The following is a 22,197-nucleotide window of genomic DNA, read 5'->3' as shown; positions in this document are numbered from 1 at the left end:
TTTCGCTCTCCTAGATGCAATCGCTCATCAGCATGCCGGTGCCATTGTGAAGACCATCGGCGACGCCGTCATGGCTGCGTTCTTCCAACCGGCGGATGCCGTGGCGGCGGCGCTCCAAATTCTGCAGGACATCGAACGGTTCAACCGGGATCATGGCCAGCCGGCGATCATTCTCAAGATGGGCGCCCATTGCGGGCCGTCTATCGCCGTGACCCTCAATGAGAACCTCGACTATTTCGGCCAGACCGTGAATATCGCAGCTCGGGTGCAATCATTCGCCGGTGCCGGCGAAATCTGTCTCACGGAAGCGCTCCATACGGCCCCCGCCGTTCGCCAGCTCCTGACGGGGTACGGTGTCGAAGAGTTCGACGCCCCGCTGCGTGGCGTCGAGGGCGAGGCGCGAGTCTATCGGGTCACTGGCCGATCGTAGCTCAGCTACCCGCCTTGCTCAAAGGACAGCGGTGTTGCGAGCGTCAAAGAGAGGGGGGCTTCTCAACCGTGCAAATGTCGCCTTGTGGCCCATCAGCGACGTCCGGCGATGGCCGGCTTTATACCGCTGTTGAGGGGGAAGCGGACACCCGAGAGCGCTCAAACCCAGCGCCGGATTATGAGTACCCCCTGGAACGCGACGTTTGAACGTAGCGACCCGTCGCTGCGACCCAAGACGATAGGTCTGTAAGGCTCGCAGCGAGAGGGTTTATGACGCGTCGTCGTTTGGCATTGGCTGCGGGTCTGGCACTCGCGATCACCACGTCGCTTGCCACGCCCGGCCTTGCCCAGAAGGGCGATCTGTCAGCACAAAGCGCGCGCATCAATGCGCTCCGCAGCGCCGGCAAATATGCGGAGGCGCTGCCGCTGGCGCAGGCCATGGTGGCCTCTCTCGAGAACACCAGCAACAACCGCGATCTCGCCGCCGCGCTCAACAATCTCGGGCAGATCCACGCCGACCAGGGCCACGACGATCAGGCCGAGCCGCTCTACAAGCGCGCCATCGCGCTGATGGAGAGAGGCACCGGTCAGGGCACCGTCGAGATCGCGCCGCTCCTGAACAATCTGGCGGCGCTCTATCAGCGGCAGGGCCGCTTCGCCGAGGCCGAGCCGCTCTTCAAGCGGGCGCTGGCCGTCAGCGAAAAGAGCCTGTCGCGCGAGCATCCCGATGTCGGCCGTGCCCTGAACAACCTCGCCACGCTCTACGTGAAGCAGGAGCACTTTGCCGACGCCGAGCCGCTGTTCCAGCGGGCGTTGGCGATCTATCAGAAGCTCGCCGGGCCCGAGCATCCCGCGGTCGCCACCGTCCTCAACAATATCGGCCAGGTCGATCGCGACCTCAACCGCGACGCCGATGCCGAGGCGCCGATCAAGCGCTCGCTCGCAATCCGCGAAAAAGTGCTGGGACCTGATCATCCCGACGTGGCGCGTTCGCTGAACAATCTCGCCGGGCTCTACGAGCACCAGCAGCGCTATGCCGAGGCCGAGCCGCTCTATCGCCGCGCGCTGTCGATCCGCGAGCGTGCGCTCGGCCCCGACCATCCCGATGCCGCGACCTCGACCAGCAATCTCGCCAACTTCCTTCAGATGTCGGGCCGGACCGTCGACGCCTTGCCGTTCGCGGAGAAGACGCTTGCCGGCAATCGCGCGCAGCTGCGAGTCGTGCTGCCTGTTCTGTTCGCGGCGCGGCAGCAGGCGCTGCTGGCGAGCGACAAGGCGCTCGATGACGCGCTCGCCGCGATCCAGCGCGGTACGCAATCGTCCGCCGCCTCCGCCGTGAACAAGCTCGCGGTGCGGATGGCCGCCGGCAGCGACCGGCTCGCCGAGCTGGTGCGCCGGGACCAGGATCTTGCCGCCGAGGCCGAGGCGCTCGACAAGGCGATCATCGCCGCGGTGTCGAAGCAGTCGGCGCAGCGGGATGCCACCGCCGAGCAGCGCAGCCGCGCGCGGATCGCTGCGATTGCGAGCGAGCGAGCGGGCTTGCAGAAGACGCTCGCGCGCGAATTTCCCGACTACGCCTCGCTCTCCAACCCGCTGCCGCTGGCGGTGAAGGACATCCAGCCGCTGCTGTCGGCGGACGAAGCGATGGTGATCTATTCCGTCGTCGACAAGCAGAGCTATGTCGTCGCGATCACGCGCGATGGCGCTGAGTGGAAGGAGATCCCGCTCGGCGCGGATGCGATGGCGCGGAAGGTGGCGGCTTTCCGCAAGGGACTGGATGTCGGCAAGGCGCGCGATGCCTCCGGCAAATCGGGACTGTTCGACCTCGCGCTCGCGAACGAGCTCTATGTCGCGCTGCTCGGCCCGGTCGAGGCGTTGACGAAGGACAAGCGCAATTTGCTGGTGGTGCCATCGGCGGCGCTGACGGCATTGCCGTTTCATCTCCTGGTGACGGAGACGCCGCGGGCTGCGATCCCGGACAAGATCGAAGGTTATCGCAATGCTGCCTGGCTGCTGCGGCGTCAGGCCGTCTCGGTGCTGCCGTCGGTGATCTCCCTGAAATCGCTGCGTGCCTTCGCGCGCAGGGATCAGGGCGCAAAGCCGATGACCGGATTCGGCGATCCTGTCTTCAATCCCGCAGCCGAAGGACCGGCCGACCGACGGGCTGCAAGCGGCAAGGTCGCCGCGCGCAGCATCGCGACGATCGCCTATACCGATTTCTGGCGCGGCGCCGGCGTCGACCGCGCGCGGCTGGCACAGGCGCTGCCGCAACTGCCCGACACCGCCGACGAGCTGAACGCCGTGGCGAGGGACGTCGGCGCCACTGACGCCGACATCCATCTCGGGCGCGATGCCAGCGAAACGACGCTGAAGCGTGCAGCGCTTGCTCAATACGGCATCATCTACTTTGCCACCCATGGTCTCGTTGCCGGTGACGTCAAGGGACTGGGTGAGCCCTCGCTCGCGTTGTCCATTCCCGATCAGCCGTCGGAGCTCGACGACGGTCTTCTGACCGCGAGCGAAGTGGCGCAGCTCAAGCTCAACGCAGATTGGGTGGTGCTGTCGGCCTGCAACACCATGGCCGGCGACAAGCCCGGCGCCGAGGCGCTGTCGGGGCTCGCGCGCTCGTTCTTCTACGCAGGGGCCCGTGCGCTCCTGGTCTCGCATTGGGCCGTGGATTCGGAAGCCGCCACCCGCTTGACCACATCGACGTTCGAGCTGCTCAAGAACGAGCCAAAGATCGGTCGTGCCGAAGCCCTGCGCCGCGCGATGTTAACGTTTGTTGACGACGCCTCGTCGCCACGCAACGCCTACCCAGCGATGTGGGGTCCGTTCGCGCTGATCGGCGAAGGTGAGGTAAGATAAGAAGACGACACGGGGATTGTGCGTCGCAATAACCTGATGTAACGCGCAAACACGCGTTTGGTTGCGCGATCATTTGCGTTTTCTCGTCGCGCCGGTTCAGAGCTGACATGCGCGACGTTTGGCGCGGTCCTTGAATAAACCAAATCCTGCGGGATCGGCTTGGCAACGCCAGCGTTCATGATTATTAGGTCGTTCAGCCGAGGCCGAATGGCCCATTCATCACGGTGACTGCGACGGCGCCAGGCTTGGTCCGCTAAATGTCGCGGGTTCTAGGAGGATTTTTTCGTGCAAGAGACGGGCGTGCGCAACGGTGCCTTCGGCGCCGACAAATTCGGCTTAAAGAATCTCAAGCAGGTTCACTGGAACCTGGGTGCGCCGCAACTCTATCAATATTCGCTCGCGGCGGGCGAGGCGGTGCTGTCCGCTGACGGTGCGCTCTGCGCCGACACCGGCGAGTTCACCGGGCGCAGCCCGAAGGACAAGTTCACGGTGCGTGACGCCACCACCGACAAGAAGATGTGGTGGGCCGGCAACCAGTCGATCACCGCAGAGCAGTTCGAGACGCTCTACCAGGACTTCCTCAAGCACGCCGAAGGCAAGAAGCTGTTCGCGCAGGACCTCTATGGCGGCGCCGACCCGGCCTACCGGATCAAGACGCGCGTCTTCACCGAACTCGCCTGGCACTCGCTGTTCATCCGCACGCTTCTGATCCGCCCCGAGGCGATCGAGCTGTCGACCTTCGTGCCGGAGCTCACCATCATCGACATGCCGAGCTTCCGCGCCGATCCCAAACGTCACGGCTGCCGCTCGGAGAACGTCGTCGCGATCGATTTCGCCCGCAAGATCGTCCTGATCGGCGGGTCTTATTATGCCGGCGAGATGAAGAAGTCGGTCTTCACCACGCTGAACTATTACCTGCCCGAGCGCGGCGTGATGCCGATGCACTGCTCGGCCAATGTCGGCGCCAAGGGCGACACCGCGATCTTCTTCGGGCTGTCAGGCACCGGCAAGACCACGCTGTCGGCCGATCCGAACCGCACGCTGATCGGTGACGACGAGCACGGCTGGGGCCCGAACGGCGTCTTCAATTTCGAAGGCGGCTGCTACGCCAAGTGCATCAAGCTGTCGCAGGAAGCCGAGCCCGAGATCTTCGCGGCCTCGACCCGCTTCGGCGCGGTGCTGGAGAATTGCGTGCTCGACGAAGACACCCGCGTGGTGGATTTCGACGACGGCTCCAAGACCGAGAACACGCGTTCGGCCTATCCGCTCGACTTCATCCCGAACGCTTCGCGAACCGGCCGCGCGCCGCAGCCGAAGAACGTGGTGATGCTCGCCGCCGACGCGTTCGGCGTGCTGCCGCCGATCGCAAAGCTCTCGCCCGCGCAGGCGATGTATCACTTCCTGTCCGGCTACACCGCGAAGGTTGCGGGTACCGAGCGCGGCCTCGGCAACGAGCCGCAGCCGGAATTCTCGACCTGCTTCGGCTCGCCCTTCCTGCCGCTCGACCCCAGCGTTTACGGCAACATGCTGCGCGACCTCATCGCCCAGCACAATGTCGATTGCTGGCTGGTCAACACCGGGTGGACCGGCGGCAAGTACGGCGTCGGCTCGCGCATGCCGATCAAGGTGACGCGCGCGCTGCTCACCGCGGCGCTCGACGGCAGCTTGCGCAACGTCGAATTCCGCACCGACAAATATTTCGGCTTCGCGGTCCCGACCGCGCTGCCGGGCGTCCCGGCCGAGATCCTCAACCCGGTCAACACCTGGAAGGACAAGGACGAGTTCGACAAGACCGCCCGCGCGCTGGTCGGCATGTTCCAGAAGAACTTCGCCAAGTTCGAAGCCCAGGTCGACGCCGACGTCCGCGCCGCCGCGCCGGACGTGAAGCTGGCGGCGGAGTAACCGCTCGCATCGTCATCAATGCAAAAGGGCGGCCGCGAGGCCGCGCTTTTTGTTTGCAGGTTCTTTCCTTCTCCCACAAGGGGAGAGGGAAAGAAGCAGCTACGCCTTGAAATACGCGATCTGCGTGCTCGTCGCGAGCAGCCGCCCGTTCGGCGACCACAGCTCGGCATTCTGGTCGGCGTAGCTCTTGTGCATGATCTTCGAATCCGCCGTCGCCAGCACGCGCGTGATGTCCTCGGCCGCGAGCTCTTCGCTGTCCGTGTGAAAATAGGTCGTCAGCGACACCGTGCCGAACGGCACCAGCTCGCGCCGCGCGTGGAAGATGCGGCCGAAGAAGGCGTCCGACATCGACATCAGCGACAGCATGTCGAGCTTGCGCGGCGTGCGGTCGCTGATCCAGATCTTCGAATAGGTGCTGGCAAGCTCGGCTTGGGGCGGGCCGATCCGCATCTCGCCCTCGACGAAGCGGAATTCGTACTGGTTGGCCCAGGACGCCGCGATCTTCGGGAACGGCATCGTCTCTTCGAACGGCTTTGTTTCAGGATATTGCGCCACCCGATGCTCCCAGGACGGCCGGCGCTCGGCGAACACGGCGGTCGCGAGCGTTGCGACTTCGCCGCCGCCTTGGCTGAGCTCGACGCTCCAGTGCTGGCTGGAGCGGTTGGCCTTCACCAGGCGCACGTCGAGATCGAACGGGCCCTTGGCGATCGGCGCGCAGTAATTGACGGTGAGCGCCAACGGATCGCCGGCGGCTTGCTGATGCTCGATCAGCGCGCGGAGGATCGTCGCGGCGGTGGCGCCGCCGAACGGGCCGACAAAGGCCCAGTAATCGTCGCTGGTGTGCCCCTGCCAGCTGCTGTCACCCGCGGTGATGCGGGTGGCGTCGTCGAAGGGATGCGGGAGTTTGGCGTGCATTGTTTGATCCGGCTTTCAATGTCGAACGTCATATCACGTCCGACGCCGGCTGATGCAATTACCTCTGGGGTTAGCCGCTTCCATCCTGCGGAAAATCAGCCCGCGACGTCACGCAGATCAGGCAGCAGCGGCGTGGTCGGATTGACCGGCACGTTCCAGATCTCCTCGGCGTATTCGCGGATGGTGCGGTCCGAGGAGAACCACGCCATGCGCGCGACGTTGAGGATGGAGGCGCGGGTCCAGGCCGGCGTCACCTGCCAGCGTGCGTCGACCGCGCGCTGCGCTTCGTAATAGGAATCGAAATCGGCGCTGACCATGTAATGGTCGAGATAGCGCAGCGCATGCGCGATGGATTCGAAGCGGCCGGGATCGCCGGGCGAGAATTCGCCGGTGCCGATCGCGTTGATGGCGCGCTGCAGCTTCGGCGAATTGAGGATCACGTCGGAGGCGTCGAGCCCCTGCTTGCGCCGGATCATCACGTCGCCGGCCTCCATGCCGAAGATCGCGATGTTCTCAGCTCCGACATGGTCGCGGATCTCGATATTGGCGCCGTCGAGCGTGCCGATGGTGATGGCGCCGTTGAGCGCCAGTTTCATGTTGCCGGTGCCGGAGGCTTCCATGCCCGCGGTCGAGATCTGCTCGGAGAGATCGGCCGCCGGAATGATCACCTCGGCGAGGCTGACATTGTAGTCGGGCAGGAACACGACCTTGAGCTTGCCGCCGATCGCGGGATCGTTGTTGACGACCTCCGCGACGTCGTTGATCAGCTTGATGATCAGCTTGGCGTAGCGGTAGCTCGCCGCCGCCTTGCCGGCGAAGATCTTCACCCGCGGCACCCAATTGCCGTCGGGATTGTCCTTGATCGCCTGGTAAAGCGCGACCGTCTCGATGACGTTGAGCAACTGGCGCTTGTATTCGTGGATGCGCTTGATCTGCACGTCGAACAGAGCGGTCGGGTCGACCTTGATGCCGAGCCGCTCGCCGATCAGGCGCGCCAGCGCGGTCTTGTTGTGCAGCTTGACGGTGCGGAACTTCTTCTGGAATTCGACGTCGCTGGCGCGGGCCTCGATCAGCGAGAGCTGCGAGGGATCGTCGAGCACGGCCTCGCCGCAGGTCTCGCGCAACAGGTCCGTCAGCTTCGGGTTCGCCAGCATCAGCCAGCGGCGGAAGGTGATGCCGTTGGTCTTGTTGGTGATGCGGCCGGGATAGAGATGGTTGAGGTCGTGGAACACGGTCTCGCGCATCAGGTCCGAATGCATCCCCGAGACGCCGTTGATGCGGTGCGAGCCGACGAAGGCGAGCTGGCCCATGCGCACGCGGCGCCCGCTCTTCTCGTCGATCAGCGAGACCGAGGCGCGGAAGTCGATGTCGCCGGGGCAGCGCGCCTCGGCGAGCGCCAGATGCTGCACATTGATGCGGTAGATGATCTCGAGATGCCGCGGCAGCAGCCGCTCGAACAGCTCGACCGGCCAGGTCTCCAGCGCCTCGGGCAGCAGCGTGTGGTTGGTGTAGGACAGCGTGGCGACCGTGATCTTCCAGGCCTCGTCCCAGCGGAAATTGTGGAGGTCCACGAGGATGCGCATCAGCTCGGTGACGGCAAGGCTCGGATGGGTGTCGTTGAGCTGCACCGCGACCTTGGACGACAGGCTGCGGAGCTGGCCGTCGGAGGCGAGGTGCCGCTTCACCAGGTCCTGCAGCGAAGCCGAGACGAAGAAATATTCCTGGCGCAGCCGCAGCTCGCGGCCCGCCGGGCTCTCGTCGTTCGGATAGAGGAATTTGCAGATCGCCTCCGCGCGCGACTGCTCGGCGCTGGCGCTGACATAATCGCCTTTGTTGAAGGCATCGAGCTTCAGCGGATCGGGCGAGCGCGCCGACCATAGCCGCAGCGCATTGACGTGCTGACCACGCCAGCCGACGATCGGCGTGTCATAGGCAATCGCCTGCACCGTCTCGCCGGGATGCCAGATCGCGCGGTCGCGGCCCTTGTCGTTGACATGCTCGACGGCGCCGCCGAAATTGATGTCGTAGATCACCTCGGGCCGCTGCAATTCCCAGGGGTTGCCGAAGCTCAGCCATTCGTCCGGATATTCCTGCTGCCAGCCCTGATTGATGATCTGGCGGAACAGGCCGTAATCGTAGCGGATGCCGTAGCCGATCGCGGGGATCGACAGCGTCGCCATGCTCTCCATGAAGCAGGCGGCGAGCCGCCCGAGGCCGCCATTGCCGAGCGCGGCGTCGGGCTCGCATTTGCGCAGCTCGGGCAGCGAGACGCCGAGATCGCCGAGCGCGACTTCGAAGATCTTGAGGAGGCCCATGTTGTTGAGCGCGTCGCTGAACAGCCGGCCGATCAAAAATTCCAGCGAGAGATAATAGACGCGCTTGCGGCCGGCGTCGTAGCTGTGCTTCTCCGCGGTGAGCCAGCGATGCACGATGCGGTCGCGCAGCGCGAGCGCCGCGGCCTGGTACCAGTCGTGCTTGGTCGCCATACCGGCATCCTTGCCGATGGCAAGCCGCAGCTTCGCCAGGATCACGCCCTTGATCTCGGCCAGCGCGAGCTCGTCGATGGGCTGCGTGGCAGCGGAAGAACTGGGCTGGAACGATGAATCTTGCAAAGCTGTCATTTCCTGGTCGACGAAGCGCTAGTCACTCTACGCACCCTGCTCCTGCATCGGAACCATCGCTGGCGCGGCCGTGTCCTGCACGGAGGTAAAATTATGCAAGGAACGGGCCGATTTGGGAACCCGGACGAGCACGGAGAAACCTAAGTTTCCGTGCTAGATTGCCGATCAATTCAGCCATCAGTGTGGAGAAACATTCCCATGAAACTGCTGAAGCGACTGCTGATTGAAATCGCCGCCGCGGCCCTGCTCGTCATCTGCATCAGCGCCTCCAGTGCCGCATTTGCCGCCGGCAAGCCCGGCCGCAGCGCGGATGGCCTGAGCTGCGGCTTCACCATCCCGCAGAATGCCTCGCCCGCGGCGCGCTGCGCCGCCATCAAGCGTCAATGCGGCGGCAAGTTTTATGCGAATGCGTGCGGCGACAGGCTGATGTCCGCGGTGAATTGAGAGCCGGGCGGCAATCGTCGCGGCTCAGGCCGCCTTCAAGCCGCCTTGGCCTGCACCGCATCGCAAAATTCGGCAAGACGATCCGCAAGCCGCAGCGTGGCCGGGCTCGCATCGGGCGAAGCCATCAGTGCGACCTCGGTCTTGTCGATCGGCGCAAAACCTTCCTTCACCGTCAGCACGCGGTGGTCGGATTGGATCGACATCTCCGAGAGGATGCTGAGGCCCATGCCGGCGGCGACCGCGGCCTGGATGCCTGACAGGCTCGAGGAGGAATAGGCCATGTGCCAGGCGCGGCCGATGCTTTCCAGCGCGTGGATGGCGCCGGCACGGTAGAGGCAGCCGGCCGGGAAACCGATCAGAGGCACGGATGCGGCGTGGACGTCGACCGGATGGCTCTTACTGGTCACCCAGTGCACCCGCTCCGGCCACACCGCGATAGCGCCCTTCTCGCCCGCGGCGCGCTTGAACAGCGCAAGGTCGAGCTCGCCGCGCTCGAGATCGCGCGCGAGGTGCTTGCTCTGGTCGGCGCGCACGTCGAGCCGCAGGCCCGGATGCGAGCGCGCGAACGCGCCGAGGAGCTTGGTCAGCCGGTACGCCGCGAAATCCTCGGGGATGCCGAGCCGGATCGCGCCTTCGCCCTCCGGCTGGCGCAGCACGTCGCGCGCCTCCTCGGCCAGCGAGAGCAGCCGGCGCGCATAGGACAGCAGCCGCTCGCCGGCCTCGGTCGGGCGCACGTTCTTGCCGTCGCGATGCAGCAGCACCTGGCCGAGATCGTCCTCCAGCCGCTTGATCTGCTGGCTGACCGTCGACTGCGTGCGGTGGACGCGCGCACTGGCGCGGGTGAAGCCGCCGGCCTCGACCACCGAGACGAAGCTGCGCAGCAGCTCGAGATCGAGCATCACCGCCTCCATTCGAAAATCCACTTATCGGCAGTTAATCATTTAATTTCCAAATGACAAGCGGCCTCCCTAGATCGAGGGTTCAGGAGAATGCCCCTCATGTCGCTCGCCCCCTCGATTTCCGTCCCTCACAGCCGCTTCAACACGCTGCCGCTCGCCATCGGCCTGTTCTGCCTGCTCTGGAGCTATGCCTTCGTCGCCGGCAAGATCGGCGTCACCCATTGCCCGCCGCTGATCCTGCTCGCCGCGCGCTTCTCGCTCGCCGGCATCTTGATCCTGGGTGCAACGCTGATCCGCGGCGAGGCCTGGTCGCTGTCCTGGCGCGATGCGGCGATCTTCGCCGTGCTCGGCATCGCCAACAACGCGCTCTATCTCGGCCTCGGCTACACCGGCCTGCAATCGGTGTCCGCCGGCCTCGGCGGCCTGATCGTCTCGGCCAATCCGGTCTTCACCGCGGCGCTCGCAGCCCTGCTGCTCGGCGAAGGCATGACCTGGCGCAAGGCAAGTGGCCTGCTGCTCGGCATCGCCGGCGTGACGCTGATTGTCTGGCATCGCCTGTCGGTCGGCACGGATTCCCTGCACGGCATCGTGTTCACGCTGGCCTCGCTCGCCTCGATCGTCGCGGGCACCATCCTGTTCAAGCTGCTGGCGCCGAAGGGGTCCCTGTGGATCGGCAACGGCGTGCAGAACCTCGTCGCCGGCCTCGTGCTGACGCCGGTCGCTCTCACCTTCGCCGATGTCCACGCGATCGATGTCACACCAAGCCTGATCGGGGCCTTCGCATTCCTCGTGCTCGGCGGCTCGATCCTCGCTTACTGGCTCTGGTTCCATCTCCTGAAAGTGTGCGGCGCGACCGCCGCCAGCGCCTATCATTTCCTGATGCCGCCGCTCGGCATGCTGTTCGCGTATCTCGTCCTTGGTGAGCATGTCGAGGCGCGCGATCTGCTCGGCATCATTCCGGTCGCGCTCGGCATCTATCTGGTGACGCGGCCGGCGAAGACCGTCGCATAAGAAGAGTTTGTCCCATGCCCATTTCCATCACCCTGATCGGCGGCCCCACTGCGCTGATCGAGATCGACGGCTTTCGCCTGCTGACCGATCCGACCTTCGATGCGCCCGGCGCCTACCAGCTGCCGCATGTGAAGCTGGAGAAGACCATCGGCCCCGCCTTGAAGCCCGAAGCGATCGGACCGGTCGATGCCGTGCTGCTCAGCCATGACCAGCATTCGGACAATCTCGACAATTCGGGCCGCGACTATCTCCATAAGGTCAAGCGCGTGCTGACGACGGAAGCGGGCGCAAAGCGCCTCGGCGGCCATGTCGAGGGCCTAGCGCCCTGGGCGACTTCGCATCTGAAGGATCGCGACGGCAACACGCTGACCATCACCGCAACGCCGGCGCGCCATGGCCCCGCCGGCATCGAGCCGCTGTCGGGCGACGTGATCGGCTTCGTGGTGTCCTCTAGCCGCAAGGACACGACTTCGGTCTATATCAGCGGCGACACCACCTGGTTCGACGGCGTCGCCGAAGTCGCGCGCCGCTTCAAATGCGGCGTGGTGCTGCCCTTCGCCGGCGCCGCGCAGACGCGCGGGCCGTTCCATCTCACCATGGATACCAACGACACCATCGAGACCGCGCGCGCCTTTCCTAATGCGATGATCGTGCCGGTGCACACCGAAGGTTGGGCGCATTTCCGCCAGAACAGCGAGGATCTGCGCAAGACGTTCGACGCGCTCGGTTTCGGACCACGGCTGCGCCTGCTGGAGCCGGGCGTGCCGACGGTGGTGGAAGCGCCGTGATGAAGGTCGTCATTCCGGGGCGACGCGAAGCGTCGAGCCCGGAATCCATCGTCCGACCGTCTCCGCTGATGAATGGATTCCGGGCTCGCGCTACGCGCGCCCCGGAATGACAGCGATCGTCAATCCTTCCTGAACACGATCGACGCCATCCAGCCCGTCATCAGCGCCATCGCCGCCGTGACGAGGCCGTAGATCAACCCGTTCTGCCGGGCGGTGGTGGCGACGAACTGCTCGAAGCCGACCTTGACGATCTCGAACGCGGTCTCGGTCTTGCCGATGAACGCGCCGTTCGCGAACAGCTTGATCTCGACTTCATAAGTGCCGATCGGCACTTCCGCCGGCAGCGGGATGCCGGTGCGGAACAGGGTCGGCGTCAGGAACGTGACGGCGCTCCCATCCTCGCGATAGAGCCCGTGCTGGGTGCGCAGGCGGATGAAGGCCGAACGGAACGCGTCGTTCGGCACCACGTCGGCATAATCGCCGCCGACCCGCTGCGTCAGCAGCACGTTGTTGAGCCCGATCTGCTGCCGCCGCGCGATCTCGGGCGAGGTGATGGCGTCGAAGGGGCGGTTGGCGAACAGCGCGAGATAGCTCGGCACCTGCAGGAACTGCCGATAGTCGGTGTTGATCCAGATGCCGAAGGTGCGTTCCTTGCGACGCGTCACCATGTCGGCGCGCGGGCCCATCACGGTGACGACGAGATCGTAGGACGTGCGATCGGCGGGTGTGGTGGCGTCCTTCTCCACCGAGCCGAACAGCACCAGCTCCTCGCCGGAATAGTTCGGCGTCACCGTGACGCGGTGGTTGGAGACCGACACGATCAGCCGCTCGGCGCGGGCGACCGAGCCGAGCAGCAGGACGAGCAGGAGTGCGAGCGCCGTGTGCCTCATCCGCTCGCTCCGAGGTCACGGATGGTGAAGAGGTCCGCAGGCTGGATCACCAGCTCGATCGCGAAGCGGATTCCGACCGAGAGGATGAGCAGGCCGAGCAGCAGCCGCAGCTGCTCACCGCGGATCTTCTGGCCGGCGCGGACGCCGAACTGCGCGCCGGTGACGCCGCCAACCATCAGGATCAGTGCCAGCACGGCGTCGACGAGGTGATTGGTCACCGCATGCAGCAGGGTCGCGAACAGCATGGTGACGAGGGTGAGGACCATCGAGGTCCCGATCACCGTCGAGGTCGGCACCCGCAAGAGATAGATCATGATCGGCACCAGGATGAAGCCGCCGCCGATGCCCATGATGGCGCCGATGAAACCGATCATGATGCCGACGACCACCACGGGGATCACCGAGAGATAGATCTTCGAGCGCTTGAACCGCATCTTCAGCGGCAGGCCGTGGATCCAGTTGTGCGTGCGACGCGGCGGCAGCGCGCCGCGGCGGGTCCGCATCAGCGCGCGCAGGCCTTCCGAGAACATCAGGCTGCCGACGGTGGTGAGCAGCACGACGTAAGAGAGCGCGATCATCAGATCGAGCTGGCCGAGCGCGCGAAGCTGCGTGAAGGTCCACACGCCGAGGGCCGTGCCCGTCACGCCGCCGCATAACAGGACGCTCGCCAACGCCGGATCGATCGCGCGCCGCCGCCAATAGGACAGCGCGCCGGAAAACGAGGACGCTGCGATGTGGCTGGTGACCGAGGCGACCGCGACCGCGGGCGTGATGCCGATGAAGATCAGCAGCGGCGTCATCAGGAAGCCGCCGCCGATCCCGAACATGCCCGAGACGAAGCCGACCGCAGCGCCCATCGCCAGCACCAGGAAGACGTTGACGGGAAGATCGGCGATCGGAAGATAGAGCTGCATCGAAGGACCACGCTCCGGCGAGACGGATCGACTATCGCGGAATGCCCGCCGGACGGTCGGAACGATTGCCGCGCCCCTCAATAGCGGAATTTGCTGGCGGGAGGGACCCTAGAAATTCTGGCGTGGTGAATGACGCGATTGATGCACGATGATGTCCGTGATCGTGCCACAACCAAGGTGCGCTCCCTCCCCCGCTTGCGGGGGAGGGTTGGGGAGAGGGTACCTCGGCGGTGGGACTCCCCAAGAGGAGAGAACCCCCACCCGCCGCGCTTCGCGCGTCGACCTCCCCCGCAAGCGGGAGAGGTGCACACCGAGCGCGTGGCTCGTACTGTCCGTCTAAATCTGTTCGCCTTTAATGCGCGGCCGAGGCCGACTTCTTCGCCGCGACCGGCTTCGGTGCGGGCTTGGCGCTCGCCTGCGGGGCGCTGTCCCAGCCACCGGCGGGGGCTGCGACATTGACCGCATCATCCGGCTGCGGCTCGGCCGCAAAAGTCTGGATCGCGAGCTTGGCGGCGGCGAGCGATTGCGGGTCGAGGCGCTTGGCGACGTCGTCGCGCTTGCCGGACGCATCCGCGTCGCCCTGGGCAGCGGCGAGGCTGAACCACTTGTAGGATTCGGCGAGGTTCTGCTCGACGCCGATGCCGCGGGCATAGAGGATGCCGAGGTTGAACTGGCTGTCGGCGACGCCGCGATCTGCGGCCTTGCGGAACCATTGCGCCGCGCTCTTGTAATTCGCGCCGCGTCCGCCGCCATCGGCGTCGAGCACCGCGAGATTGTGCATCGCCTTGGCGTTGCCGCGCTCGGCGGCCTGGGTGTAGTAGCGGCGCGCGATGTCGGCGTCCTTCTTCACCCCCAGGCCCTTCTCATAGAGCGTGCCGAGGCGGAAGGTCGCGGGGATCACGCCGGCCTGTGAGGCGCGGTCGTACCATTTGGCGGCTTCGTCGTAATTCGTCGCAACGCCCTTGCCCTCGGCAAAGCGCAGACCGATCTCGTAGGCCGCGGTCGCATCGCCCTTCATCGCGGCGCTGCGCAGGCCGGGGCCGCCGATACCGTCAGGCAGCTTTTCGCTCGGCGGCACCTGGATGAAGCCGAGCTTGGCGCGGCTCGTGCCCGACAGCGCGCCGGTGACGTCGCTGCTCGGCGCAACTGCGGGCGGCACCGTGGCCGGCGCCGCCGGAATCTCAACCGAGGCCGAGTTGCCGGCGGGAGCCGGCGCGGAATTGTTCTGGGATTGCCGTCCGATCGGCGTCGGCGAGGTCATCGATGGCGTGACCTGCTCGGGCGTGGCGGGCTTGTTCTCGATCACCGGCGGCGGCGGAGGGGCCTGCGTCGCGGGCTGGCTGGACGTGTCCATCGCCTGCGGCGCCGGCGACGGGCTGCCTTCGAGCAGGTTCATCGCCATCTTGAAGGTGCCGAGCACGATCACGACCACGCTTGCGCCGACCAGCAGCGAGCGGATCTTCGAGGTGATGGTCGAAGCGCCGTCCTTGCCCTTGTCCTTGCCGCGATCGGCGCTGGCCTTAGCACCACCCTTGGCGCCACGCGCCGGCTTTTCCGGCTGCGCGGCGGCTGCCTGTGCGGCGCGGCGGGCGGCCGCGATGAAGCTCGACGACGAGACCGGCTCTTTCGCAGCAGCGGGAATGTCGCTGATCGCGCTCTCGGAGGCGGCGATGCGCTCCGACGGCGTGGCTGCGCGTCCACCCGGCCGTGTGCCTGGCTCGAGCGGATGATCCGGCGGCAGTTCGGGTGCGAGCGCTGCGCGGGCGGGCGCCGTATGCGGCTCCAGGATCTCGCTGATCGCGCGCGGCGGAATCGGCGGTGCCGACGGCACCGGCGGCGGCGCGGCGGGAGCAGCGGCATGGAATTCACGCGGCGCGGCGGCGAAGGCGGCGTGTGCCTGCTGCTGCGCGGCGGGATTGGGAAGCTCGGGCTTCGGATCGTATTTCGGCTGCTGGGCCTGCGGCCGCGGCTCGCGCGCGACAGGCGCGGGCTCCATGGGAGCAGCCATGGGAGCCGCCATCGGCATCGGCTGCGGCGCGGCGGCCGGCGGCGCCGTGCGCACCGCGCGCAGGTCGCCCTCGATCATGGACAGGCGATCGACGACATGGCCGAGCGCGCTGTGGACGGCGTCGAGCGAGTCCTGCGTGCTGCGGTTGGTCTCGGCCTGGCTGAAGCGGATGTCGGACAGCTCGCGCTTGACGAGATCGACAACGCCGGAATCGGCAGGTGCCGAACTGCGGCTCTCGGCCAGCGCGGAATAGGTCGCCTGCTGCCGCTCCAGGTGCCGGAGGATGTCGTGCAGCCCGTCCTCGACGCGGCTCAAATTGCCGTTGCGCGGGTCGGAGGCGGCTTCGATCCGCTCCAGCAGGTACGAGACGCGCTGTTCGAGATGGGCGAAGGTCGAGGCGGAATCGTTGCCGACCTGCATGCGGTCGAAGCGGTCCGACAGCGCGCGGATCGCGGATTCGAGATGCTCGGTGCTTTCGGACGGCTGCGGCCGCTCGCGGGTTTCCAGCGCCGCGGTGAGCGCGGCAATGCGCTGCTCCAGCACCGCAAAGCTGTCGCCCTGACCGGAGGCGCGGGTGACCTGGTCGACCTTGGACGACAGCAGCTGCACGTCTTCGGACAGGCGCGCCAGCGCTTCGTTGGAGGCGACGTTGGAGACGATGCCGCGCAGCGCCGAGATCGCGCTTTCGAGCTGATGCACGGTCGACGGATCGTCATTGGCGCGCAGGATCAAATCGAGCTTGGCGCCGAGATTGCGGATCGCCTCGTCATAGCCGGTGAGCTGCTCGGCCGGCGTCAGCGTGCGCAGCACCTGCTTGATGTCGGACAGGGCGTGCTCGATGCCGGACAGCACCTGGCCGTCGGTGCCGTTGGACCGCGTCTCGTCGATGCGCCGATGCAGCGAGCGGATCTCGTTCTCGATCGATTCGATCGCGCGCCGCGGCATCGCCTCGGTGATGGCCGTGCGGATCTCGGCAAGCTCGCTGCGGAAGGCGTTGATCGCCTGCTCGGTATTGTCCGGCCGCTGCAGCGATTCGATCTGGCTCGTGATCTTGAGCAGATGGCGCTCGAGCGAGGAGAAATCCGGCCCTGCTTGCGGCAGCGGCGGAGCATAGGCAGGCGCGGGCGGCGCCGCCATCGGTGTCATGGGAGACGCGTAAGGAGCAGCCGAAGGCGCAATCGATGGCGCGGCGCGCGGCGGCATCTGCCGCGGCGTAAAGCCGTCGAGCTCGCTCTGCCGCGCGGTGATCTCGGCCACGGCGACGTCGAACGACGCGGGGCTCAGGGGAGGGGAGTTGCGATAGGCCTGCGCGGCCGCGCGCTCGACCATGTCGGCCTGGCGCTGGCGTGTTTCAACGGGCGAGGGCGCAGGCGCCGGGCGCGGCGCTTGCGGCGACTGGGGCTGCTGCGGCTTGGAAATCTGCGACAGCCGCGCATCGAGCCGCGAGATCGCATCGTTGAGCTGGCGCGCGACGCCCTGCTCGCGCGAGACCTCCCTTGAGGAATCCTGGCGCGGCGCGGGCTTTGAAATTCTTTCGATCTGCTGGGTGATCGCGTCGAGCCGCTGATGAATGTCGGCGACTTCGCGGCTTTCCTGGCTTTGATTCGGTCCCTGGCTCGTTCCTTGGCTCGGAACGTGCGCGGCTTGCGGACGCTGGTCGTAAGATCCGCGAAAGTTTGGCGGGGCAGTTTCGCCGAGCGTGGAGTTCAGCCAATCGTTGAGGGACATGCCGGCTCTGCGCGCAGCAGCTTCGGCCCGCTCCCTGACGGATGGGTCGATGCCGTCAACACTCCACGATACGCGCGAATTCATGACTCTGTCCGGTTCCGACTCCGGCGCCCCACCCGGCGCCTCCAGTCTCCCCACGCGTGCCGGTTGCAAAGACAATCGAATTTGGCGCGGGTCGTCTGCCTCGAAAACCGACTTTTGTCCGTTACGGTAAATAACGGGTTAAGGAATGCCTTGCCGCTGTCTTAAAGTTGGGCGGGGGGAACACCAGCCCCGGAACCGGTGCGCTCCCTCCCCCGCTTGCGGGGGAGGGCTGGGGACAGTGCCTCCGCGATGGGACAGCCCCCAAGAGGAGAAAGCCCTCACCCGCGCCTTCGGCGCGACCTCTCCCGCAAGCGGGAGAGGTTTTGGCACCGCCGTCGCTGATCGAGCTCTCAGCCCTTCTCCCGCTTGCCCTCGTCCAGCGGCACCACCGTGGCCTTGCCGCTCATCGCCGACAGCGCGGCGAGGGTCTCCTCGCAGAAGTCGGCCACCATCTGCTCGTGACGGGCCCCCAGGCGGAGCAGCAGCAGATTGCCGAGGTCGAGCCGGCCCTCCGCGGTGCCGTCGGGAAAGCGCTTCTTCAGGATGCGCTCGTAATTGGCGTGGCGGTCGCGGTGGTGCTCCAGGCGGGCCATCAGGTCGGCACGCAGCGGCTCGATGTCGATGCTGTCGAGCGCGTGGAGGCGGACCAGCAAATCGTCCTTGGTCGAGGCCGGCGTGCTTGGCCGCGCGGCCCAGTGCCGCAGCGCTGTTCGCCCCTCGGGAGTGAGCGTATAAACCAGCTTGTTGGGCTTGCCCGTCTGCACGACCTCGCGGCCCTGGATGTGGCCGCGGTCGCGCAGCTTGGAGAGCTCGCGGTAGATCTGCTGATGGTCGGCCTTCCAGAAGAAGCCGATCGAGGAGTCGAACGTCTTGGCGAGCTCGTAGCCCGTCATCGGACGTTCCGTCAGACATGCGAGGATCGCTTCGCCCAGGGCCATGCCCGGCCTCCTTGTTTCAACCTCGACCATCGTGCTTGACTTTATGCGCATTGGCGCATATGCGTCAATGTGCATATCGCGGTATCTCGGGCCGGGCGAAAGATCCGACCCGAAAAGCCCAACGAAATCAATCGCCACGCTACTGTGCATGGGGTTGTTTTCGCACTTTTTAGTCCAGGCCTTTAGGGAGGCAGCTGAGAATGACCGGCCTCGATTCCTGGTACGCCTACATGAAGTCCCATGACCGCGCCGCGCTCTGGGACCTCCTGCATCCCGACGCCGTGTTCGAAAGCCCCGTCGTCCACACGCCGCAGCGCGGGCGCGACATCACCTTCAAATACCTCTCCAGCGCCGAGCAGGTGCTCGGCGGCCCGACCTTCACCTATGTCGGCGAATGGCGCAGCGACAACGGCGCCGTGCTCGAATTCAAGACCGAGATCGACGGCATCGAGATCAACGGCGTCGACATCATCAGCTTCGATGCCGAGGGACGCATCACGCATTTCAAAGTGATGGTGCGTCCGCTCAAGGCGATCAACATGCTGCACCGCCTGATGGCGGAGCGGCTGGCCGCCCAATCATGACCCTGCCCTGAGGTTGCAGAACCCGCTAAGCTCGCGGGCCAGGCTGCGCCGCAGGAACGACTGACATCACCACTTTCGAAGGCCCATTGCCGGGAGACCCCCATGCCGATCTACAAAGCCCCCGTCGAAGACGTGAACTTCCTGCTCAACGACGTCTTCCAGATCGACCGCTACGACAATCTCGCCGGCTTCTCCGATGCGTCGAGCGACGTGCGCGAAGCCATTTTGGGCGAAGCTGCCAAGCTCGCCGAAGAGGTGCTGCAGCCGCTCAATCGCGTCGGCGATGTCGAAGGCTGCAAGCGCGCCGATGACGGCAGCGTCACCACGCCGAAGGGCTTCAAGGACGCCTTCAAGCAGGTCGCCGAAGGCGGCTGGCTCGGCCTGTCGGCGCCGACCGAGTTCGGCGGCCAGGGCCTGCCGGTGACGCTCTCGCAAGCCGTCAACGAATTCCAGATCTCCGCCAACATGGCGTTCTCGATGTATGGCGGCCTCACCATGGGCGCGACTGCGGCGCTGATCGTTCACGGCTCGCCCGAGCAGAAGCAGACCTATGTGCCGAAGATGGTGGCGGGCGAATGGACCGGCACCATGAACCTGACCGAGCCGCATTGCGGCACCGATCTCGGCATGCTCCGCACCAAGGCGGTGCGCCAGGCGGACGGCAGCTTCAAGATCACGGGCACCAAGATCTTCATCTCGGCCGGCGAGCATGATCTGGCCTCCAACATCATCCACCTCGTGCTGGCCCGCATCGAGGGCGCACCCGCCGGCATCAAGGGCGTGTCGCTGTTCGTGGTGCCGAAATTCCTGGTCAATGCCGACGGTTCGGTGGGGCAGCGCAACGGCGTCGTCTGCGGCTCGATCGAGCACAAGATGGGCATCCACGGCAACTCGACCTGCGTGATGAACTACGACAACGCCACCGGCTGGCTGATCGGCGAAGAGAACAAGGGCATGCAGGGCATGTTCGTGATGATGAACGAGGCCCGCCTCGGCGTCGCCGTGCAGGGCCTCGCGCAGTCGGAAGTCGCCTATCAGAACGCGGTCGCCTATGCCCGCGAGCGCATCCAGGGCCGATCGCTGACCGGCGCCAAGGCGCCGGACAAGCAGGCCGACCCGATCATCGTGCACCCCGACGTGCGCCGCACGCTGCTCTCGATCCGCGCGTTCAACGAGGCCGCCCGCGCCTTCGTGATGTGGACCGCGCTGAAGAGCGACGTCGCGCATCGCTCGGAGGACCCGAAGGACCGCCAGGCCGCCGACGACCACATGGGCCTGATGACGCCGGTGCTGAAGGGCTTCCTCACCGATTACGGCTTTGCCAACGCGGTGCAGGCGCAGCAGATGTATGGCGGTCATGGCTACATCGCCGAGCAGGGCATGGAGCAGTTCGTGCGCGATGCACGCATCGCCATGATCTACGAAGGCGCCAACGGCATCCAGGCGCTCGACCTCGTCGGCCGCAAGCTGCCGCGCGACGGCGGCCGCGCCATCATGGCGTTCTTCGGCGAGGTCATGGCCTTCGCCAAGGAGAACGGCGGCGACGAGGCGCTGAAGCCATTCATCGCCCCGCTGTCGGCCTCGCTCGGCCATCTGCAGCAGGCCACCACCTGGCTGATGCAGAACGCGATGGCAAAGCCCGACAATGCCGGTGCTGCCGCAACCGATTACCTGCATCTCTTCGGCTTCGTCGCGCTCGGCTATATGTGGGCGAAGATGGCGAAGGTGACGAATGCCAAGATTGCCGAGAGCGGGGCGACGCCCTATCTCTCGACCAAGCTGGTCACCGGCCGTTTCTTCATGGAACGGATGCTGCCGGAGACGGCCGCCAATCTCGCGCGCATCCAGGCCGGCTGCGCCACCATCATGGAATTGCCGGCGGAAGCGTTCTGACGCTTTCCGCTTCACTGGAGATCGCGACCGCGCAGCGGTCGCCGCAACAATAACTGCAATCAGGAGGCTCCCCATGGCAGATGCCTATATCTACGATCACGTCCGCACCCCCCGCGGCCGCGGCAAGGCCGACGGCGCATTGCACGAAGTCACCGCGCTCGCGCTTGCGACCGTGCCGCTGAAGGCGCTGAAGGACCGCAACAATCTGCCTGAGGATTCCGTCGACGACGTCGTGCTCGGCGTGGTCGATCCGGTCGGCGAAGCCGGCAGCGACATCGCGCGCTTCGCCGCGCTCAAGGCCGGCCTCGGCGAAGCCGTCCCCGGCGTGCAGATCAGCCGCTTCTGCGCCTCCGGCCTCGATGCCGTGAATTTTGCCGCAGCCCAGATCATGAGCGGCCAGCATGAACTCGTGATCGGCGGCGGTGCCGAGTCGATGAGCCGCGTCGGCATCGGTGCCTCCGGCGGTGCCTGGCCGATGGATCCGTCGATGGCGGTGCCGGCCTATTTCATGCCGCAGGGCGTTTCGGCCGATCTGATCGCCACCAAATACGGTTTCTCCCGCGACGACGTCGATGCCTATGCGGTGCAGAGCCAGCAGCGCGCGGCGAAGTCCTGGGAAGAGGGCCGCTTCGACAAGTCGATCGTGCCGGTGAAGGACATCAACGGCCTCACCATCCTCGCCAAGGACGAGCACATGCGTCCCTCGACGACGATGCAGTCGCTGGCGCAGCTGCAGCCCTCGTTCACGATGATGGCGCAGATGGGCGGCTTCGACGGTGTCGCGATCCAGTCGCACCCGGAGATCGAGCGCGTCAACTACGTGCACCATGCCGGCAATTCCTCCGGTATCGTCGACGGTGCCGGCGCCGTGCTGCTCGGCAGCAAGGAGGCGGGTGCAAAGTACGGGATGAAGCCGCGTGCGAAGATTCGCGCCTTCGCCAATATCGGCTCGGAACCGGCGATGATGCTGACCGGTCCGGTCGACGTCACCGAAAAACTGTTCGCGCGCTCCGGCATGAAGAAGTCGGATATCGACCTGTTCGAGCTCAACGAGGCCTTTGCTTCGGTCGTGCTGCGCTACATCCAGGCCTTCGACATCGACAATGCCAAGATCAACGTCAATGGCGGCGCCATCGCGCTCGGCCATCCGCTCGGCGCGACCGGCGCGATGATTTTGGGCACCGTGCTCGACGAGCTCGAGCGCACGAACAAGTCCACCGCCCTCGTCACGCTGTGCATCGGCGGCGGCATGGGCACCGCGACCATCATCGAGCGCGTCTAAGG

The 22,197-nt window shown here is 65.9% G+C and carries 16 protein-coding genes; 9 read left to right on the top strand and 7 right to left on the bottom strand.

Annotated elements, in window-relative coordinates; genetic code table 11:
• The 3 genes from RPS27_RS18445 to RPS27_RS18435 all read left to right on the top strand — a co-directional run.
• Nucleotides 1-430 (top strand): adenylate/guanylate cyclase domain-containing protein (locus RPS27_RS18445; RefSeq protein WP_313754151.1); only part of this gene is annotated, 430 nt, incomplete at its 5' end.
• Between the two features lie 269 nt (nt 431-699).
• Complete coding sequence (locus tag RPS27_RS18440; protein ID WP_212065840.1) at nt 700-3,294, top strand: CHAT domain-containing tetratricopeptide repeat protein; 2,595 nt, start codon at nt 700-702, stop codon at nt 3,292-3,294.
• A 285-nt stretch (nt 3,295-3,579) separates the two neighbouring features.
• Nucleotides 3,580-5,196, top strand: a complete 1,617-nt coding sequence (locus tag RPS27_RS18435) for a phosphoenolpyruvate carboxykinase (RefSeq protein WP_194405741.1) — start codon at nt 3,580-3,582, stop codon at nt 5,194-5,196.
• A gap of 99 nt (nt 5,197-5,295) precedes the next feature.
• Here RPS27_RS18435 and RPS27_RS18430 read toward each other — a convergent pair whose 3' ends face one another.
• Both RPS27_RS18430 and RPS27_RS18425 read right to left on the bottom strand, forming a co-directional pair.
• Nucleotides 5,296-6,111: a thioesterase family protein gene (locus RPS27_RS18430; protein ID WP_313754150.1), complete on the bottom strand. Its 816-nt coding sequence runs from the start codon at nt 6,109-6,111 to the stop codon at nt 5,296-5,298.
• Between the two features lie 95 nt (nt 6,112-6,206).
• Nucleotides 6,207-8,732: a glycogen/starch/alpha-glucan phosphorylase gene (locus RPS27_RS18425; RefSeq protein ID WP_313754149.1), complete on the bottom strand. Its 2,526-nt coding sequence runs from the start codon at nt 8,730-8,732 to the stop codon at nt 6,207-6,209.
• A 198-nt stretch (nt 8,733-8,930) separates the two neighbouring features.
• Between RPS27_RS18425 and RPS27_RS18420 the strand changes: the two genes are divergently transcribed.
• Nucleotides 8,931-9,176 (top strand): hypothetical protein, encoded by a 246-nt coding sequence (locus tag RPS27_RS18420; protein ID WP_212065842.1) that lies wholly within the window; start codon nt 8,931-8,933, stop codon nt 9,174-9,176.
• Nucleotides 9,177-9,211: 35 nt separating this feature from the next.
• Here RPS27_RS18420 and RPS27_RS18415 read toward each other — a convergent pair whose 3' ends face one another.
• Nucleotides 9,212-10,075, bottom strand: a complete 864-nt coding sequence (locus RPS27_RS18415; RefSeq protein ID WP_211418764.1) for a LysR family transcriptional regulator — start codon at nt 10,073-10,075, stop codon at nt 9,212-9,214.
• A 99-nt stretch (nt 10,076-10,174) separates the two neighbouring features.
• On the opposite strand from RPS27_RS18415, the gene RPS27_RS18410 reads away from it, so the two are divergent.
• Nucleotides 10,175-11,086, top strand: coding sequence for a DMT family transporter (locus RPS27_RS18410; RefSeq protein ID WP_212065843.1), 912 nt, complete (start codon nt 10,175-10,177; stop codon nt 11,084-11,086).
• Between the two features lie 14 nt (nt 11,087-11,100).
• Nucleotides 11,101-11,874, top strand: coding sequence for an MBL fold metallo-hydrolase (locus RPS27_RS18405; protein WP_212065844.1), 774 nt, complete (start codon nt 11,101-11,103; stop codon nt 11,872-11,874).
• A gap of 119 nt (nt 11,875-11,993) precedes the next feature.
• Here RPS27_RS18405 and RPS27_RS18400 read toward each other — a convergent pair whose 3' ends face one another.
• The 4 genes from RPS27_RS18400 to RPS27_RS18385 form a co-directional block, all read right to left on the bottom strand.
• Complete coding sequence (locus tag RPS27_RS18400) at nt 11,994-12,764, bottom strand: TIGR02186 family protein (protein WP_212065845.1); 771 nt, start codon at nt 12,762-12,764, stop codon at nt 11,994-11,996.
• Complete coding sequence (locus tag RPS27_RS18395) at nt 12,761-13,678, bottom strand: sulfite exporter TauE/SafE family protein (protein ID WP_211418760.1); 918 nt, start codon at nt 13,676-13,678, stop codon at nt 12,761-12,763. The genes RPS27_RS18400 and RPS27_RS18395 overlap by 4 nt, the downstream gene beginning before the upstream one ends.
• A gap of 352 nt (nt 13,679-14,030) precedes the next feature.
• Nucleotides 14,031-17,498 (bottom strand): tetratricopeptide repeat protein, encoded by a 3,468-nt coding sequence (locus RPS27_RS18390; protein ID WP_212065846.1) that lies wholly within the window; start codon nt 17,496-17,498, stop codon nt 14,031-14,033.
• A 350-nt stretch (nt 17,499-17,848) separates the two neighbouring features.
• Nucleotides 17,849-18,436, bottom strand: a complete 588-nt coding sequence (locus RPS27_RS18385) for a PadR family transcriptional regulator (protein ID WP_212065847.1) — start codon at nt 18,434-18,436, stop codon at nt 17,849-17,851.
• A 200-nt stretch (nt 18,437-18,636) separates the two neighbouring features.
• On the opposite strand from RPS27_RS18385, the gene RPS27_RS18380 reads away from it, so the two are divergent.
• The 3 genes from RPS27_RS18380 to RPS27_RS18370 all read left to right on the top strand — a co-directional run bounded on the left by RPS27_RS18380 (nt 18,637) and on the right by RPS27_RS18370 (nt 22,195).
• Nucleotides 18,637-19,020 (top strand): nuclear transport factor 2 family protein, encoded by a 384-nt coding sequence (locus RPS27_RS18380; RefSeq protein ID WP_207938505.1) that lies wholly within the window; start codon nt 18,637-18,639, stop codon nt 19,018-19,020.
• 102 nt (nt 19,021-19,122) lie between these two features.
• Nucleotides 19,123-20,913, top strand: coding sequence for an acyl-CoA dehydrogenase C-terminal domain-containing protein (locus tag RPS27_RS18375; protein ID WP_212065848.1), 1,791 nt, complete (start codon nt 19,123-19,125; stop codon nt 20,911-20,913).
• A 73-nt stretch (nt 20,914-20,986) separates the two neighbouring features.
• Nucleotides 20,987-22,195: an acetyl-CoA C-acetyltransferase gene (locus RPS27_RS18370; RefSeq protein ID WP_194405754.1), complete on the top strand. Its 1,209-nt coding sequence runs from the start codon at nt 20,987-20,989 to the stop codon at nt 22,193-22,195.
• Nucleotides 22,196-22,197 lie beyond the last annotated feature (2 nt).

The organism is Bradyrhizobium sp. WYCCWR 12699, assembly GCF_032144035.1.
In the GTDB taxonomy this organism is placed as follows: domain Bacteria; phylum Pseudomonadota; class Alphaproteobacteria; order Rhizobiales; family Xanthobacteraceae; genus Bradyrhizobium.
This window is presented reverse-complemented; position numbering and strand designations above follow the sequence as displayed.

What these genes read in the sequence shown, in the direction of transcription:
- RPS27_RS18395 (WP_211418760.1), bottom strand. Translation starts at nt 13,678, where the DNA reads ATGCAGCTCTATCTTCCGATCGCCGATCTTCCCGTCAACGTCTTCCTG.
- RPS27_RS18400 (WP_212065845.1), bottom strand. Translation starts at nt 12,764, where the DNA reads ATGAGGCACACGGCGCTCGCACTCCTGCTCGTCCTGCTGCTCGGCTCG.
- RPS27_RS18415 (WP_211418764.1), bottom strand. Translation starts at nt 10,075, where the DNA reads ATGCTCGATCTCGAGCTGCTGCGCAGCTTCGTCTCGGTGGTCGAGGCC.
- RPS27_RS18385 (WP_212065847.1), bottom strand. Translation starts at nt 18,436, where the DNA reads ATGGCCCTGGGCGAAGCGATCCTCGCATGTCTGACGGAACGTCCGATG.
- RPS27_RS18390 (WP_212065846.1), bottom strand. Translation starts at nt 17,498, where the DNA reads ATGAATTCGCGCGTATCGTGGAGTGTTGACGGCATCGACCCATCCGTC.
- RPS27_RS18410 (WP_212065843.1), top strand. Translation starts at nt 10,175, where the DNA reads ATGTCGCTCGCCCCCTCGATTTCCGTCCCTCACAGCCGCTTCAACACG.
- RPS27_RS18375 (WP_212065848.1), top strand. Translation starts at nt 19,123, where the DNA reads ATGCCGATCTACAAAGCCCCCGTCGAAGACGTGAACTTCCTGCTCAAC.
- RPS27_RS18380 (WP_207938505.1), top strand. Translation starts at nt 18,637, where the DNA reads ATGACCGGCCTCGATTCCTGGTACGCCTACATGAAGTCCCATGACCGC.
- RPS27_RS18425 (WP_313754149.1), bottom strand. Translation starts at nt 8,732, where the DNA reads ATGACAGCTTTGCAAGATTCATCGTTCCAGCCCAGTTCTTCCGCTGCC.
- RPS27_RS18430 (WP_313754150.1), bottom strand. Translation starts at nt 6,111, where the DNA reads ATGCACGCCAAACTCCCGCATCCCTTCGACGACGCCACCCGCATCACC.
- RPS27_RS18405 (WP_212065844.1), top strand. Translation starts at nt 11,101, where the DNA reads ATGCCCATTTCCATCACCCTGATCGGCGGCCCCACTGCGCTGATCGAG.
- RPS27_RS18370 (WP_194405754.1), top strand. Translation starts at nt 20,987, where the DNA reads ATGGCAGATGCCTATATCTACGATCACGTCCGCACCCCCCGCGGCCGC.
- RPS27_RS18420 (WP_212065842.1), top strand. Translation starts at nt 8,931, where the DNA reads ATGAAACTGCTGAAGCGACTGCTGATTGAAATCGCCGCCGCGGCCCTG.
- RPS27_RS18440 (WP_212065840.1), top strand. Translation starts at nt 700, where the DNA reads ATGACGCGTCGTCGTTTGGCATTGGCTGCGGGTCTGGCACTCGCGATC.